This is a genomic window from Rhodopirellula sp. MGV, from assembly GCF_002251265.1.
Classification (GTDB): domain Bacteria; phylum Planctomycetota; class Planctomycetia; order Pirellulales; family Pirellulaceae; genus Stieleria; species Stieleria baltica_A.
In genome coordinates, this window is record NZ_NPDI01000047.1 from 172,751 (window position 1) to 189,921 (window position 17,171).

A 17,171-nucleotide genomic window follows, 5' to 3' on the forward strand; every position below is an offset into this window, starting at 1 on the left:
AAGGGAATTGTGATGTCAATTGAACTAAGGACAGTGAAGTCAACTGACTTTGTGACACAAACGATTCGGCTGGGCGGAAAGGTGAAGAAGTTCCATCTAGGATCGTATGCGCAGCCTTACCCGCATTATCTATATCGAGCTTATCGTCTACGCAGTGCGGAGAGGGCATCCGCGTTCCAGGCAATTGAAAAGGAACAGCGTCAAGCCGTCGACCTCAACCGGTTGCTGTCGATGCTTGAGGCGTCTTCCGGAGTTTGGAAATCTTTAGGCAAGTTGTGTACTTCGAAGGTCTTTAAGGAGATCGCGATGTCTAGTGAGTCCATCGAGCTCGGTAAGTTGCGAGCGGTACTGGATGGTTATCCAGCGAGACGCAGAATTTCAGAGCTTTGTAAGCGAGCTAATGGAGGATGCCAGCTTTCGAGAGAGGTATTAGGTCGCCTCGTTCAGCAGTCAGATGATTTGGCCCGCTCGCTATTCTGCGTCGTGCAGATAGCTCGTGCGCAGGTTGCGGATTCACTGGCTGGGAGTTCGTATGCCGTGCGAATCGCAGTTTTGCGCGAAGTGGATCACAGGATCGAAGAGATGTTGGGTGCCGCTGGCGGTGACCCACTCAGAAGGATGTTTGCTGAAGCTGTTGTCATCGCTTGGCTTGAGTCTCTCCGCTGTACCTTGGCTGCGTCTCAGGTGGACGCGGTTGGCCGGGAGTTGAATGGCAAGTTACAAGCACAGGCGGATCGTGCCTGCAACCGATTTGCCAAGATGGCTGACCGTTTTTCAAAGCTGCGTCCAGAATCTAGGTTTGCAGGTGGAGGAAGAGGCGGGCGAAGCGAAAACTGTTGAGTCACCAAACGATGAGCGACGCTTGGAGACATCGGACGGCGCAGCCGCCCAACGGCCAGCGAAGTCGTGCCAAGCGTAGGGTAAGGAGAGCGAGCGGAACCCAGGACAGATGCCAGCGAAAAGAAAAGCGGTTTGAATCACTGAGAGGCGTTCCAGCTGGGTGAGGTAGCGAACGGTTGCCCATAGCGTCAGTCGTGGCATCGGCGAGCGTGTGTGGAACGAACGAAGCTGGGAGCGGTGGAGCACATCCCCGCTTGCAAGGCGGCGGTGCGAGGGCTTTCCGCGATATTCAACCTCAAAGAACCGGTCGACGTTTCGGACTTTCATGCCTCGCATCAACAGCAATCTCCGTCAGCAGTCGCGGTACGTCATTAGTGCTGTCCGTTAGTCATGGGCTAACGCATACCTGTTCAAGAAGCTTTCGTTTGTTTGTTGAAAACCCAGGCTCGCAGCTACCTCTGTTAGGTTGTGGGTTCGTTTTTTCGTCATCAGGTCGGATGGAATTTGGCGTTTTCCGCTTTCCCTGCGAGTGGTCTGATTGCTCTTCTTGACGCCGAGCGTGCAGAGATCACCTACCTAAAATTTTCCGTTTTGCCAAAAATCCCAATGAAAACGGCATTTGAGAGCCCTTCCGCACGACGCGTTTTAAGCGACGGAATTCGTTTTTCTTTGGAGGCCTCACGGCTAGGCCTTTGTCGGGGCGTCTAGGTCAAGAATGCGTGATTTTGGGTAGCTGATGGTGGCGTCCGGCGATATGGTTTTGCGGTTCATACCGCTGCAACTCGCTCCGTGGCTTGGAAGCACCAGCGCAATTTGCGAGGCAGGTGAGCTGCCCGCTGCGAGCACCGCCATCCAGCACCTGAGCCGAATTCGTATCCACGTTGAGATGCCGAATGGTCGGCATTGAGACCGTGGCGTGGAGAGCGATTGGTGTTGGCTTGCTGTCAGTGTCCTGTTTGTCTTCTGTGGACAGTTGGTCGGTATCTGAAATGCTCTAGGCGGCCCAGTGTGTTTCGCCATCACAGGAGCTGCATAGCACCACTGACGCTTCGCTGTTCAGGGATTTCGAGCGAAGCAATGACCGTATCAAGGACTTGTGAAGGCGAGTCGTTCAACTGCATAGTCGGCGTGCTAGTGTTCGCCACTTTCCGGAGTCAACGTTTTCCGGGCGCCCGGAAAATCGGCGACTGAAGCTAGATTGGTCATCGTGGGTAGGCTTCGGGATAGTGAAACTCGCCGCCGTGTTTTGATACCGAAGCGGTTCCGGTCTTGGCTGGCGATTTAGAGTCATTCTCGTGGCGAGCTGAGGAGTGCCGGACGCTGGGCCTATTCAATAAGTCGCGGCAGTTGGAAAGTAAGCGGTAATCATAATGACGGGCATCGGTTTGTGGATCCGTAGCGACCTGGGCGATTTGAACTGAAAGGTTATGGCTGGGGAAACGTGCTGATCAATTATCCGGTCGACCCCAAGCAGTTCTAGGTGCTCGCGAGTTCGTTTCCCGATTTTCGTGGCATTGCCTGTCAGTCAGTCGGCGAGGTGGGTAGCAGGGGGGCGCTGACGTTAGCACGCTGTTAAATTAGTGCGTAGTCTCAGGCAATATTTAGTGCGGCCGATTCCGTTGTCTGCTTGTACGTGAAGCCAAGGCAATGTTGAAAGATCCCCGCTGCTGACGCGGCATGGCGGTCATTAAGGTGATGCAGGATTTGGCGGGAAAATAGGTTCGACAAGAGGTTTTCGTGGAAGACGCCAGCCCAGCACTGCTCGGGCAATCGACGATTTTTCGAGCCAGAAAACTGCCATGAATCGACGAGTTTCTCGCTAGCATGGTTACGGAGTTTCAGTGTTGGTGGGTCGCGATAGACAAGCAAATCCGGTGAGTTGGTGGCGATCGGGGCGACTCGCTCCGTGTTTCGCCGTGCGAATGTTTTGTCATTGACACCATGGAGTATGTAGCGTGATCGACGCGACTCGCCCATCAAATCGCAGTCTGTAGCGTCTTGATGTTCGTCCCTTGCCCCCTGGAAGTAGTGTGGGAGCGTGGGGCGTCGGTTAATTAAGCAAAAAACAACATTGGCTAGCTGGGTCCTGCTCAACTCGCAGATGCATCCTGCACGAAAGTAATCTACAATGTTGGATCAACACTTAAGAAGTTTGTGCATAAGTCGAGTATGAAACGTAGGGCGGAACGTCTTGGCGAGACATCTTTCTTTTGCAGATCGCGAGAATCTGCTTCAAACCATACACAACCTTAGCAGTGAAGAAATTCGCGTCGATGTCCTATTGAAGCAGACTGGCGATTGGGCAAATTCTTTAAAGCCTCAGTTCGGATTCGAACAGGCTCTACTTCGCAATCTTACCCAACTTGCAAACTTTCTAAGACTTCACGAAACGGCGGAAGACATTGCATCCATCGCTCGTGGCGCGATCCAATTCATTGTCAGTAGCCATGGGCCGGCGGGAGACGATACCAGCGAGGCGGTGGAGGAAGACACCTTAGATACCGCTGAATTTCACGCACTTGGGAAAGCGTTCATTGCGAGCTACGCGGTGCACGAAATTGCGGTGCGGCTCGGTGAGCCGGTTGCCTACCATCCTCCTGCGATCACCGAAGATGAACAAAAATCGGCCGAGGAAATTTTCGAAAGACTTTCGCTCTTGGATGGCTGCGATGTGGAACTTATTGATCGCGTTAAAGAAAATTTGGACGCGCTTCAAGGGCTTGCCGAATGTGGCTTTCTAAAGCGAATGTCGAACAACGCGAAGACGCTCATGGGCGTTTTGCAGGATCCTACTCGTTCCGAGGATGACAAAATCTGCGCTCGAGGTGCTCTTCGTTACTTCGTTGAGGACGACGATGCGATCAACGACGATCTTGGCCTTATCGGATATTTGGACGATCTATTTATTTTGCAGACCGCGATTGATCTGGTCAGTCCTCTTCGCGAACCGCTGATCGAACTTCTCGATCATGTCGTAGGAGTTTGGCCGTTCTTGAATATGCTAACTCTTGACGATGGATCGGGGCCACGTCCCGCGTCGGAGTTTGCAATTTTGAACTCTGCGTTGTCCTGTGGAGACCTGCGTTCCGACGATGCAATCAATACGATGCTGATTGCTCCGGAGACGGGACCGATTGCGATTTTGCTCGGATTCGTGTCGACGCTAGGCTTGGCACACGAAGCGGGGCTTCGGCAGCTGACCGAAAAGTCATTCTCACCTGGGCAGAAGGTCTTGGTCGATTACGAAGCGGTGGCTGAATTCGATGGTTTTGAAGATGCGAACGGCCGTAGGATGTTTTGGTTGTTGAAATACAACACAACCAAGGGCGTTACGACGCGTTCGAGAACTTCCTGGCCAATCTCGGATTTGTATCGCTTGGTGCCGGTTGACCGCGACCGTGTTGTTCGCGGCGAAATCAAACGAGGGAAGCGAAACGAAATCTCGGAGCTGTCTGGACTGAGTTTCTTATTTAACGGTCCGAACAAGGCAGACGTTCACGCGATCACGAAAAAGGTAATCGTCGTAATGCCGACGACAGTTGCAGCTGATTTCTGCAAGTCGACCCTCTTGTACGGACAGCCGATCAAAGATGTCATCCCAGTCGGCCAAGTGTCAGCAGACGGCGAAGAGATGGAGCGTTGGTCGACACGATTTGGGGCCCAAGAGCCAGTGCTGCTATTCGCTTCGGACCTGGATGTTGCGTGTAGTTTTGCGCAAGACAATCAAGATGATATTGAGCTAGTGATTGTCGATGTTGCAGGTCGGAATCGAGAAAAGCACGCGAGCATAAAACGCCTGAATACTCGCAAGATTCCGTGCCTCCTTATTGCCTCTGAGCGGATAGCGAACGAAACCGAAGTTGATCAGCACAACGACTTTAGCGTTTGGGAATGGGGCGCGGATGATCTTCGGGCGCTCGTTTGGCCGGAAAAACGGCTGCCTTCAAGCAATAGCGAGATTGCAAAGTTCGAATCACGGGTTCAGTCGACATCGTCGGCAAGACCGATCGTCGAGAAGATTGCTTTTCCAATTGTCACTGACACATACAAGACATTTTGTTCACTACGAAGACTCGCGAAGCAACGTGGTCCAGACGGCCCGCGGGAGCTTGAGGAGATAGTTTCGGAAGCGTTCTACGCCATCACGCGACTTATGCGTTGTTCGGCTGAGCTGACCAATAAGTCGCAATCTGTGGTGGATGTCGATCACCGTATCACGGCCATGACAAAGGTCATGAACTCATCGAACTACCTTTCAGCGGAGGAACGTTCGGCGGCCGCACTCGTGGTCGATCGGATTGTTGAGTTCAGAGATCAGATGCTGAGAAGGAACCCAAAGCAAATTGCCTTGCAGGGGGTTCTTGAAAAACACCCCACAATTGATTTGCTGTGCCCTGATGCGCGATTGGTCATGGAACTCGAGGGCATATATAAGCATAGACGAAATCGCGTTTTCGCATCGGCCGTCTCTGGCGAGCTATTTCATAACGGGCTTTTGGTAACGGGCTGGTTCAGGAAGTCGCGGATGGCTTCTGTACTGACGCCCCCAATCGCCGATCCGCTCATCCTGCTTCTTTATGATGTCGAGCGTCGTTGGCATCAACAGTTTGCTGAGCACCGCCTGACGATGCGTGAGGAGCGAAAGCGACTGAAGGGGCGCCAGGCCATCTTCCCGGCGATTGATGGTTGGAAGAAGCCGAAAGAGAAAGTGGAAGTGGTTGAGTCGGAAGAGTCTGGAATTGACAACATTGAAGAGGTCAGCAGTGAAATCGACGAACGGTTTCGACAGCGGATCTACGATCGAGTCAGTGGGGGGCACTCGGACGCTGACACCAAAGCAAGGCTTCTTCTGTTTGCCGGGGGATTGTACGGCCTTTTCACCGACAACTACAAATTGAACGTGGTCACGCACTTGTTCGATACGGCGTTTGACGCTGATGACGACAAGGCCATCGTGAAGGTCTGTGGTGCCAAAGATGTTTCGGTGGGAGATAGGATTGTTTTTCGCACAAAGAGCCGCGATCTGATTCGCGAAGTTGCCGATGAGTTGATCGAAGATGGCCAGCGTGAAATTAGCGGACTTTGGCGAGTGGCTTTGCGCAATTACATGAGCGAACATTCTGTGTCGGACGAGTCGATGTGCTCAAAGCTTCGGGCGGCGGGCTGCAACTCTCAAGCTCAAGCAATCAGCAACTGGATTCGCGATGATGGCATGATCGCTCCGCAGCAATATCGTACTGATGTCCCAATTATCGCAAAGGTTACTGACGACGAGGCACTTAAGAGCCAGTTAAAAGCAGTGGTTGAGGCAATCCGCAACGTGCGTAGTGCTCACCAGCAGAAAGCACCTCGATTAATCGCCAAACGAATTCGAGCGAAGGCTGCGGAGGTAGTGCGACAAGAGCAGGCGGACGAGCCTGTTATCCACCTTGACGGTGATCTCATTCTCGTTCGTGTTGCGGAAACGGCATCCAAACCGATTCCCGTCAAATACACGGCCGCCAACCGACTTGTCGCCGGTGATTCATGGCCCGAATGATCCCACCCACGATTCATCCCGAAGTCCAGAGTTCCGCAGAGCGAAGAGTCTTTGATTGGATTCGGGATGCTCCAGGAACGGAAGACTGGATCTGTCTGCATTCGCTGGGTTTGAGCGAACACGATTCCAAGCGTCGTGGGGAAATTGATTTCTTGCTTCTGACGCGTCTTGGCATCTTCGTTCTAGAAGTCAAGGGCGGCCGAGTTGCACGCGAGAATGGGGTTTGGAAATTCACGAACCGCTACAACAAGACGACGACGAAATCCGAGGGACCGTTTGATCAAGCGAGCAGCGCGATGTTCGGACTTGAGAAGCGAGTTCGTAAGCATTTTGAATCGGGCGACAGTCGCCAGCAGCGTTTGCTCTACGGCTTTGGTGTCGTTACTCCCGACTGCTCGTTGGGCGATCAGCTTGGTGCGGAGGCCGATCGCCGTCAGCTTTACGACCGCGAGAACATAAAGACCAACAACCAGTCACTCAAAAAGTATGTGGAGCAGCTCGCGGCGTATTGGCGTGAGCGTAGTTCGCTTGGCAACAGTAAGGGGCGTTATGCTCCCACGGAGAAAGATCTTGAGCTTTTATCAGGCTTTCTTCGCGGTGATTTTGATCGCGTTCCCTCGATGGGGGCATTGGCGGACGCCGCAACACACAAAATGCATGCTTTGGAAGCGGAGCAGTATCAGGTTCTCGATGCTTTGGAGAAGTATCCTGAACCCAGAATGATCGTTCAGGGTGGAGCCGGGACGGGCAAGACATTGTTGGCAGCCGAGATCACGAGGCGAGAGGCAAGCCGAACCGACGGTGAAGTCCTGCTGCTCTGCTTCAACCGCGTGCTTGCGGGAGTTTTGCGAAAGAACGTGGCATCAACCGAGCGTGGTTCAGTCATCGTCGATTCGATCCACTCCCTACTGAATGACCTGATCAAAGGTTCGGACGTGCAAGCGGATTTTGAGGAAGCAAAGGTTGGCAAAGAACCTGCTGAGATTTTTAATCGTTTGATGCCCGAGTATGCGCTGCAAGCGTTGATGGTAAAGGACTGCAAGCAGTATCAGACTCTGGTCATTGATGAAGCCCAGGACATGCTTTCGCGTCCCATGCTTGACGTGCTCGATGCAATGGTGGTCGGCGGATTGAACAAGGGGCGGTGGTGGTTCTTCTGTGATCGCAACAACCAAGCGTCCGTGTTTGGAGTCTATGAAGACGAGGCATTGTTTCGGCTAATTCCGGTCGGAGTCGTCTCACTGCTTCCAACGAACCGCCGTAATACAATTCAAATTGCACAAGAAACCGAGATAAAAACGCTTCCGCAGTTTCCGCCCGCCGCTACCGTTGATGGTATCCCTGTTAGAACGGCTTGGTACAAAAAAGTTGTGGATCAGCGACAATTGCTTGGGGCAACGCTGAGGAAATTGCTTAACGAGGACATCGCCCCTTATCAGATCTCAGTTCTTTCGTGCCGCAAGGCGGAAGACTGCTGCGCGAGTCAATTCCGAGATTTCCCGCTTGCATCGGTCGATGAAGACAACGCATGGAAAGTGGGGACGCCGCTGCTTAATCAAGTCACTGCTTGCAGCGTTTCGTCTTTCAAGGGACTCGAAAACGACTTCATCATTCTGACTGATGTTGACGAACTGACGCCCGATTGGTGGCGAGGAGTCGTTTACGTCGGAATGTCGCGGGCAAGGATTGGGCTTTGCGTTTTTATTAACCAAAAACTGGAAGCTCTTTGCAACGAACGCCAACAAGATTGGCTGAAAAAACGAGTCAAGTTGGGAGTTTGAATCGAGATATATCATGACGAAATCAAACGAAGAGACGTTCCGTGACGAGTTGATCGACGCGCTCGATCGAGAGTTGGTCGGCCCTGGCTTGCCGCCGCACGACTACGATGTCAACGCCGACCAGCCGTATATTGAAAGGTTGGAAGAGTCACCAACCCAGCGGTACTCTGCCGGCGTGCTGTTTCCGCAACAGCAGGTGATTAACGAGCACGATGACCAAGGCGACGCGACTGACGAGACAGCGGAGGCCGCCGCTGTCGCAGACGAAGAACCAACCGATCCGCTGGAGGGCGACCCGACAAGTGAACCCAAACGCGATGGAAGTTCTGGCGATTCACTTACCGATGCTTATGATCAAACAGTTCGATTAGCCAACGAGTTTTACCCGTCAGCCATCGGGTTCTCATGCCTATGCGATGACGACGCTGGCGACTTGATAATCCGCGTTTCGGCTGCACGATACGAAAGCGGGACTGTTCCCTATGTCGTCGAAACTGACGATGGGCCACAAACACGCGAGCGGCAGGAGTGGCGTCGTGTCCAAATCGAAATTCCCCATCAAACCTTGACCGTACCCAAATTAGCTCAGCTAACTCCCTGGGAGCGAACACTTGTAGATTCACTTTTGATCCGAGGGATGTTCCGCCATCGATCGGACGGGAGCGTTCTGCTGACGCTTTCGCTGTTAAACGATCACCAAAGCGGACTGGACAGTCGAATCAGCGCGAAAGATTGCTTCTTTCAAGTCTCGGTAAGCGTCGAGTCAGCTGCTGGGAAGACGGTATTTCGTGAATACAAGGTGTTGCCTGATCGGGACGCGACCAAAAGCGACACCCCCGACATTCAGGAGGAAGCCGCCTTGGAGTTGCTTTACCGAACAAGAAAAGCGTTTGCCGTTGGCCACGGATGCTCGGTCGATTGGGGATCTGAAACTGATGGAAAGGTTGCGTCTCTCGGCACGGTCACAATTCCGCGCGTCAAGGTGCCACCGGTTGAGCCGCGAAGCACCGAGGGCGACGAACTCAGCATGTACGTTCTGTCGGGAGCCGACGGGCAGGTCAAGCCAGCGAGCATCCCCTCGATCCTTCAGCCCTTGGGCGACGACTATGAAAACTGGATCAAAGAGCAGGAAGCCGAGGTTGCCGGTCTGCCCGACCGTTTGAAGAAGCCAGCGACCGACAACTTGAAGCATTGCCGAACATGCCTTGGTCGCATTCGCGACGGGATCGAGTTGCTCGGGAGCGACTCGGTGATGCTTGAAGCGTTCATGCTTGCCAACAAAGCGATTCTGATGCAGCAGCATCATTCTCGGCGGCCCAAACGACCAACTGATGTCGGTATGAAACCGCTACCGACGAGCTACGAGCCGAAGATTCAGTGGGAAGGACGTTGGCGCACATTCCAGCTTGCATTCATATTGATGAATCTTTCGTCGCTCAAGACGAATGAAGATGGATCCGAGCATCCCGAGCGTGACCTTGTCGATCTGATCTGGTTTCCAACCGGTGGTGGCAAGACAGAGGCCTACCTTGGACTCGCGGCAACCGACATTTTCCTACGTCGGCTGATTCGGCCGGACAACGCGGGTTGCACTGTGTTGATGCGATACACACTTCGCCTCTTGACTGCACAACAATTCCAGCGTGCAAGCTCGATGATCTGCGCTTGCGAATTAATTCGTCGCGGGCGACCCAACGATTTGGGCGAGGAAGCGATCACGATTGGTCTTTGGGTTGGAGGTTCCTTGACACCGTTATATCGAGAGCCTGCCGTCAAGTCGCTCAACAACTTGGCGAAGCCCAATAGCCAGGAAGCCAATGAATTTCAGATGCTCAAGTGCCCTTGGTGCGGCACGGCAATGGATGAGCCCGACAATCTTGGCTACCAACCTCACGGCAAACCGAAGACAGTGATCTTCGTGTGCCCCGAAGCGGCGTGTGAGTTCTCATCGCCAAAGAGACGTTTGCCCGTTGTCGTGATTGATGATGATGTTTATGAGGCACCTCCAACTCTGATCATCGGGACGGTCGATAAGTTCGCGATGTTGGCATGGCGAGAAATGTCAGGACGGATTTTCGGCATTGGCACTCCCGGTTCAAATGATCCGCCGGACCTGATTATCCAAGACGAATTGCACCTGATATCCGGTCCATTAGGATCGGTTGTCGGGTTGTACGAGTCTGCGATCGACTTGCTTTGTTCGTGGAAAGGTCGCAAACCGAAGATCGTCGCGTCCACCGCAACAATCCGCCGGGCGTGGCACCAATGTCGAGCGTTGTATGACCGACCAACTTCGCAATTCCCGCCTCAGGGACTCGATATTTCGGACTCGTTCTTTGCGAAAGAAAACCAGGACACTCCAGGCCGACTTTACCTCGGCATCTTCGCAACCGCAGCACCGTCTTTCGTGACCGCCATGGTGCGAACCCTTGGTGGGCTTTTCCACGCTTGCAAGTCGATGCCACTGCCGGAGGGCGTCCCGGAAGAAACACGCGATCCCTATTGGACGGTGCTGCAATACTTCAGCAGCCTGCGTGAACTGGGGCACGCGGCAACGCTCGTCGAAGCCGATATCCCCGAGTACATGTGGTCGATCACGACCCGCACGGCGACGCCGAAAGAATTGCATCGCAGTCTTGGTTCGCCTGTCGAACTGACGAGCCGCCGAACAGCCGATGAAATCCCGGCAATCTTGGAACGGCTCGAAAAGAGGTATCCGCGGGTGTCCGACGACTGGAAAGACAAGCCGCTCGATACCCTGTTGGCGACAAACATGATTTCCGTAGGAGTCGATGTCGATCGGCTTGGGCTGATGCTGGTCGTTGGGCAACCCAAGACGACTTCGGAGTATATCCAAGCCAGCAGCCGTGTCGGTCGTTCAAAGGATGCCCCCGGTTTGGTTGTCGCGATGTACAACCCCGGCAAACCGCGAGACAGATCGCACTACGAGCATTTCCGCGCCTACCACGAAGCGTTCTACAAGCACGTGGAGCCGACGAGCGTCACGCCGTTCTCGCTTCCGGTCATGGAGCGTGCCTTGCACGGAGTGCTGGTGGTACTGACGCGGCACTTAGTTGGTGTGTCCAAGCCGGACCAGTTCGACCCGGCTTCTGTCACGTTGAACGAGTTGGTCAACGAGATTGAACGACGTTGCTCAGTTGTCGATCCCGAACATGCCGGGAGCTTGAAATCAAAATTGAAGACATTGATATCGAAATGGTCTAGCGTCAAACCATCGGAATGGGGCGGTTTCGGTAAACCACCAGAGCTTCGACCGCTGATGTATCCAGCAGGAAGCGAACCATTGCCGTCTTGGGCAGGTTCGGCATGGTCAACACCCAGCTCGATGCGAAACGTAGATGTGGAGTGTCGAGCAGAAGTCATCGCGAGTTACGAGAACGACGAATAGGAATAAATCATGGCAAGAAAAACGATTCGTCGCTCACAAGCAGTAGTGCCGTTTGGAGTCGGAGCAATTTTTGATCTTCCCGGTCAGAGCCTGATGAGTGCGGGACTCGACGTCTGGCCAGACAAACCGAAGTGTCCGATCAACGACGACCGGCTTGCGAGGCGACTGGGCGTCACTTTCTTTCGTGCGCCGCCGCCAGCGCCTGGCGACGGCCATGCGGGTGCCTTGCTTCCGTTCATTCGATTTCCATTGTGGCACTTTTGCCCACGTTGCCGTGCATTGAAGCAGAGCAAGTGGAACGAAACGGCACCTCCGCGATGCGATAGTGATCTAGGCAGCCGATTTAAACCAAAGCCCGGCGAGAAAAAGCAACCATCGTGCTCATCGCTACCCGAGAAGAAACGGTGGAGGATGGTGCCGGTCCGCTTCATTGTGGCGTGCCCAAATGGCCACATCGACGACTTTCCGTGGGAACTGTGGGCACACCGAAAATCCGGGGAAGACCTTTCCGATGTTCAGATTTGCAAACGACCGCAACTTCGGCTGAACTATGGACGCTTCTCTGGCTTGGGTGGATTAAAAGTAGTTTGCGAAACCTGCGAGTCATCTCGGACAATGAGCGGTTCGGCTGGCCCCAAGTCACTTGAAGGATTGTTATGCAGCCGCAACCGACCATGGCTTGGTCCGCACGGGACCGACGAAGAGTGTGATGAAACACCAAGAATGTTGCAGCGAGGTGCGACGAATCTTTACTTCCCCAAAGTCGCCAGTGCCATTTTGATTCCGCCGTTCAGCGATCCGCTCAGGACGATAATTGACCAACCGCACTATTGGCAGGTACTTGCCGGCAATCCTCAACCAGATAATTCGCCGGATCGACAAACGGTGACAAACATTGCCACCATCCTTCAAGTCGACCCGGACAGGTTGTTCGACGTGACCCAAGAGAAGATGCGCGGCCTCGAACCGAGTGGGGAGGCGGTCAGCGAAGAAGAGTTTCGCCATTCGGAGTACACTGCACTTTCAGAGGCTTCGGGCGACGACGAGAACGAGTTTGTCACGGTTCCTCAAAAGCTAGATGCCTACGAACCGTTCCTTGGAAAAATACTCGACCGAATTGTCCTGGTCGAAAAACTAGCTGAAACTCGTGCCCTTACGGGATTTTCACGAATCGACCCGCCGCCGTATCGAGAGTTCGATACCCACGACCAAGATCAGCTGAGTCTGCAACGCAGAAATTGGCTTCCCGCAATGCGAGTCTACGGTGAAGGACTGTTCTTCCGATTTAACACTCCAGCAATCGATGCATGGATTACGTCTGCGGTTCAGCAGAGAGTTCAATCAATGATTGATGGGCATCATCAGATGTGCGAAAAGCTGCAGCGGCCACCGAGGAATTTCCCACCCCGCTTTTTTTTGCTTCATACGCTTGCCCACATCCTAATTCGGCGTCTCAGTTTCGAGTGTGGCTACGGCAGTTCTTCGCTTCGCGAACGACTCTATTGCTGGGACGAACCCGGCAAAGAAATGTCAGGTATTCTGATCTACACCGCCGCTGGTGACTCCGAAGGGACGATGGGAGGATTGGTCCAACAAGGAAAACCTGGGCGACTCGAATCGTTGTTCCGTGGTGCGATCCAGGATGCACGCTGGTGTTCGTCTGACCCGCTGTGCATCGAAAGCAGCGGCCAGGGCATTGATTCGCTTAACCGAGCTGCTTGTCATGCATGCGCCTTGCTTCCCGAGACAAGTTGTGAAGAAGGCAACCGGTATTTAGACCGAGGGCTCCTTGTTGGTACGCCTATCGATGCTGGTATTGGTTTTTTTGCTGAGCTAATCAATGGCTGAAGACACAGGAATTGAATCGCTCGACAATAAAATCTAAATCTACTTTTCGACTTTCGCAATGGATATACAGGGCCGTTGCGAAGTTGTATTGCGTCGAGTCAAAGAGTGGGGTTCTTCACGGATTTTAGGGGCTGTGTTCATTGACCGCAGTTTTTGTTGTGAATTGCGTTTTCATTTTTGGAAATACGTACTGGTCTTCAAAAGGAAAAATAAGATGACTCAGGCACGCTTGGGCGACCAAGGTGATCTTCGCAAACTGTGGCGTGGCGACTGAAAGAGAATCGGAATCTGGGAGGGTTGGTCAGCGATACCGTCGAAAGGGTGAAACTGCCGGAATTTGTTGCTCACCACCAGTTAGCAAGTCAGTGTCTTAACTACTGCTGCCATGACTTTTGGGCAAACGGCGTTTCCGATCAACTTGATCTTCTCACGTCGAGTTGTATTCGGCAGCCTGTGATAGGATGGGAACCCCATTGCCGCTGCGAGCTCCGTAGGCTGTAGCATCCGCATCTCGTGCCCTGAGCCGGATGGGCGCACGTATGCAAATCGGTCGAGCGTTGTGATTGTCCTTAGCGGTCGGTCAATTCGCTGAAATCCTCCAGCCCCGTCACTCCCGTAGTAGACCATAATAAACGGAGTCTTCTTGCCGAGTGATTCGATCGCTCGTTCCGCGCGTTTTAGCGTAGCAAGAGCGCGATCTGGAGTTTTCACCTCAGTAAGTGCCCAAGGCGCGTTCGGTGGCTCGCCTTTACCTAGGATATGTTCTACTGTCTTTGAACTCAATTGTTGCTGAGTTGGTAGAGAAGGCATCCGTAATCGATCGCACACGACAAATAATCGCTTTCTCGAGGTTGCTGTTGAGAAGTACTGTGCGTCAAGGACTCCAGCGCTAATGTGGTATCCCAAATTCTGAAGTTTCGATTTCCATTCGTCGAATCGGGCCCATCTTTGCATCTGTATGACGTTCTCCACAACGATCCATCTCGGTTTCAACACCTTCGCGAATCTTACGACTTCAAATGCAGTTTCTCGGCTCTTTTCGCATCCAGGTTTCTTTCCTTTGGCAACGCTGTGAGCTGTGCACTCCGGTGAAGCCAGCAGCAAGTCAATGCTACCAACATCATCAAGTAAGATTTTAGGTTTGAGTGAGCTCGCTTTCATGCGATAGGTGATCGCGTCAGGAAAGTTGGCGCTGTAGGCTTCTGTTGCTGGGCCCCACATATCCAAGCCGGCAACCGGAGTGGCACCAGCCATGAATGCGCCGCGTGAACTGCCGCCAACACCACAGAAAAGGTCACAGGTCCGTATCTCTTGTTGCATCCCATTGCTTCCCTAGATCATCGAGTATCACAGTATCTCATACGAATTGGTTGAAGGCTAGGTCAAGGTTGTCTAAACCTCAGCTGCCAAAGCAGACGTGCTTCTTTCTGTTTAGAGGTGCCCGCCAGATGCTCCCGGTGGCTCATCGGTTCCGCATCCGGTAACTGTTCACAGGTAGGAAACTGATATTCGCGGAGTCGACGATGCCGGATAGAATCGTCGTCCATGAGCACGGGAAATGGATGTCTGGACTGTGAACGCTGGGAGCGACGCTTCGCCGAGTTGGAGCGGAAGTTTGACGCTGTAGTCAAGCAACTCGATGAAACGACTGCAAAGCTCAACGAAACCAGTGCGAAGCTTGACGAAGTGACAGCCAAACTGGCTGCTGCGACAAAGGACTCGAGCAACAGCTCTATGTCGCCGTCTTCGGACATCGTCAAGCCTATCCGGCCTCGAAAGCCCGCCGGAAAACGCAAGAAAGGCGGCTAAAAGGGTCATCAGCGAACGATTCGCCCCGCGGTGCCCGAGGATGAACTTGACTGGCTGACCCAGTATTCTTTTGAGCAATGCCCGTGTTGTGGTGGCCCGGTAACGATCGATACGGAGAACCCTGTCTCCACGGTCCAGCAAATCGAGATCGTCAGCCGCACCCAAACGACCGAACACCAAGCGCTCGCCAGCCACTGTGCGGCATGCGACAAGACCCACGTCTGCACTATCCCACCGGAGATTCGCAAGGCCGGTCTCTGTGGCGTCGAGCTTTCCAGCATCATCGGCTTCCTCAAAGGCGCCTGCCACGCCTCGCTGGCAACGATCCGAAAATACCTTCGCGACGTCTACGGCTTGAAGCTTTCTCGGGGACTGCTTGCCAAAGTGATTACGAAAGTCAGTCAGGCAATTGCGCCGCTCTACGAGGATTTGCTTGGCAGGCTGAAAGCCGAGCGAATCCTGAACATTGATGAGACCGGGCACCGCGATAGCGGAAAGCGAATGTGGACATGGTGCTTCCGCGGCAGCGGCTTCACCGTTTTCAAGATCGATCCCTCGCGAGGCAGCGGCGTGCTGCTGGATGTTCTTGGAGAAGAATTCAACGGGATCATCGGTTGCGATTACTTCAGTGCGTACCGCAAGTATCGCGGGCTGACCGATTGCAGCATTCAGTTCTGCTTCGCACACTTGATTCGTGAATTGCGATTTCTCAAAGAACACTCCACGGGCCGCACCCACGGGTGGTCGAGTCGCCTGCTCGATTCGATCCGGGATATGTTCGGTGTGATTCATCGGCGCGAGGAGTTGGGCGATCGTTTTGACGGAGAACTGGAAGACGCGGCGATGGAAGTGCTTACGCGAGCTCGCTTTCGCGTTCCGGACGACCAGAAGGCTCGCAACCTTTCGGCACGTTTTGCCAACGACGGCGAGAGCTATTTGAAATTCCTGACGACGCCGGGCCTGGAACCGACCAATAACGTTGCCGAACAAGCAATTCGTTTCGTCGTGATCGACCGGAAGGTGACCCAGGGCAGCAAAAGCAAAAGCGGTCAACGTTGGCTGGAACGCATTTGGACGGTCATGGCGACATGTTCGGATCATGACAAATCGCTACTGAATGTCCTACGACGTTGCCTCGATCACTTTTTCCGCGGCGAGCGTCCACCGCCTCTGCTTCCCGCCGGGTAGAATCTTCTCTGGTCTCACGTCAACTGTCTCAATGTTCGCGCCGAACCGTGAACAGTTACCGCATCCGTACGTATCGTCATCGGCTGGAACTGATCGCGGAAAGTCGGGATACGAAGCTCCATGAGCTGTTGCGTAAGGCTCTCGCTGGGGGGCTGCATCGTTGTGCGGCGCGTCGCTGTCTCTGGACGTTGCGACGTCAGAATCCACGTTGAACGTGAATAGTAGAGAATCACAGATCAGAAAGGTCTCTCCATGCCGTGCCACTGGTGTCGAGTCGATCGTTGAGCAGGACGCTGGCCCTTAAACGCCGCATAGCGAGCGGTCAGCGTTTTGCGATCGGAGTGATTGCGAATTGCGGCACTGAGAGAATGGTGAGGTATTGTGCGGGCACGTCGCCGAAATTGAAGAGTACCTTCGCTGGGAACCACAGACAGCTCAGAGAAGCACAATGAGACCGACTCGACGTTGCTGCGTGTCAGCACGCAGTTAACCAGCGTGTGTTTGAAAGTTTTTCCAGCGGCTGCTACCCCAAGTGAGTTGCAAATGGTGAGGTCGATGCGCGCCTATTTGTCGACTTCGAGATTCGATCCGTGACCTGATGCGGCAGGGGAGATGCCTCTGTGAGCACTGTCACCGGTAGCTGGACTGCGGGATGGCGGGCGAGTACTACAGCGTTTGGCCGGTTCGATTCAGGATGGCGTGAGCATCCTGCTGACTCGGAAATGTCTCCGCCGCATAGCCATACACGCGCGCGTTC

At 53.7% G+C, this 17,171-nt stretch carries 8 protein-coding genes and 1 pseudogene; 7 read left to right on the forward strand and 2 right to left on the reverse strand.

Features of this window, described 5'->3' with window-relative positions; genetic code table 11:
* Positions 1-12 precede the first annotated feature (12 nt).
* Positions 13-840 carry a hypothetical protein gene (locus CGZ80_RS17470; RefSeq protein WP_094416758.1) on the forward strand — a complete coding sequence of 276 codons (828 nt, stop codon included), beginning with the start codon at positions 13-15 and terminating at the stop codon, positions 838-840.
* 1,590 nt (positions 841-2,430) lie between these two features.
* Here CGZ80_RS17470 and CGZ80_RS17475 read toward each other — a convergent pair.
* On the reverse strand, positions 2,431-2,817 hold the full coding sequence (locus CGZ80_RS17475) for a hypothetical protein (protein ID WP_094416760.1): 387 nt from the start codon (positions 2,815-2,817) through the stop codon (positions 2,431-2,433).
* 1,129 nt (positions 2,818-3,946) lie between these two features.
* On the opposite strand from CGZ80_RS17475, the gene CGZ80_RS27660 reads away from it, so the two are divergent.
* The 4 genes from CGZ80_RS27660 to drmB are packed head-to-tail and all read left to right on the forward strand — an operon-like array spanning position 3,947 to position 13,417.
* Positions 3,947-6,379: a DrmE family protein gene (locus CGZ80_RS27660; protein ID WP_233148489.1), complete on the forward strand. Its 2,433-nt coding sequence runs from the start codon at positions 3,947-3,949 to the stop codon at positions 6,377-6,379.
* On the forward strand, positions 6,367-8,160 hold the full coding sequence (locus CGZ80_RS17485) for a nuclease-related domain-containing DEAD/DEAH box helicase (protein WP_094416764.1): 1,794 nt from the start codon (positions 6,367-6,369) through the stop codon (positions 8,158-8,160). Before CGZ80_RS27660 ends, CGZ80_RS17485 begins: the two co-directional genes overlap by 13 nt.
* A 13-nt stretch (positions 8,161-8,173) precedes the next feature.
* Positions 8,174-11,569, forward strand: a complete 3,396-nt coding sequence (locus CGZ80_RS17490) for a helicase-related protein (RefSeq protein WP_094416766.1) — start codon at positions 8,174-8,176, stop codon at positions 11,567-11,569.
* A 9-nt stretch (positions 11,570-11,578) separates the two neighbouring features.
* On the forward strand, positions 11,579-13,417 hold the full coding sequence (drmB, locus tag CGZ80_RS17495; protein WP_094416768.1) for a DUF1998 domain-containing protein: 1,839 nt from the start codon (positions 11,579-11,581) through the stop codon (positions 13,415-13,417).
* 354 nt (positions 13,418-13,771) lie between these two features.
* Here the strand turns inward: drmB and CGZ80_RS17500 are convergent, their stop codons facing one another.
* The gene (locus tag CGZ80_RS17500; RefSeq protein ID WP_094416770.1) at positions 13,772-14,737 is read right to left on the reverse strand and encodes a DNA cytosine methyltransferase; all 966 of its coding nucleotides are present in this window, start codon (positions 14,735-14,737) and stop codon (positions 13,772-13,774) included.
* Between the two features lie 225 nt (positions 14,738-14,962).
* On the opposite strand from CGZ80_RS17500, the gene CGZ80_RS17505 reads away from it, so the two are divergent.
* Both CGZ80_RS17505 and tnpC read left to right on the forward strand, forming a co-directional pair.
* Positions 14,963-15,226: a DUF6444 domain-containing protein gene (locus CGZ80_RS17505; RefSeq protein ID WP_094416772.1), complete on the forward strand. Its 264-nt coding sequence runs from the start codon at positions 14,963-14,965 to the stop codon at positions 15,224-15,226.
* Between the two features lie 15 nt (positions 15,227-15,241).
* Positions 15,242-16,414, forward strand: a pseudogene (tnpC, locus tag CGZ80_RS17510) (IS66 family transposase); the annotation flags it as partial.
* Between the last annotated feature and the right edge of the window lie 757 nt (positions 16,415-17,171).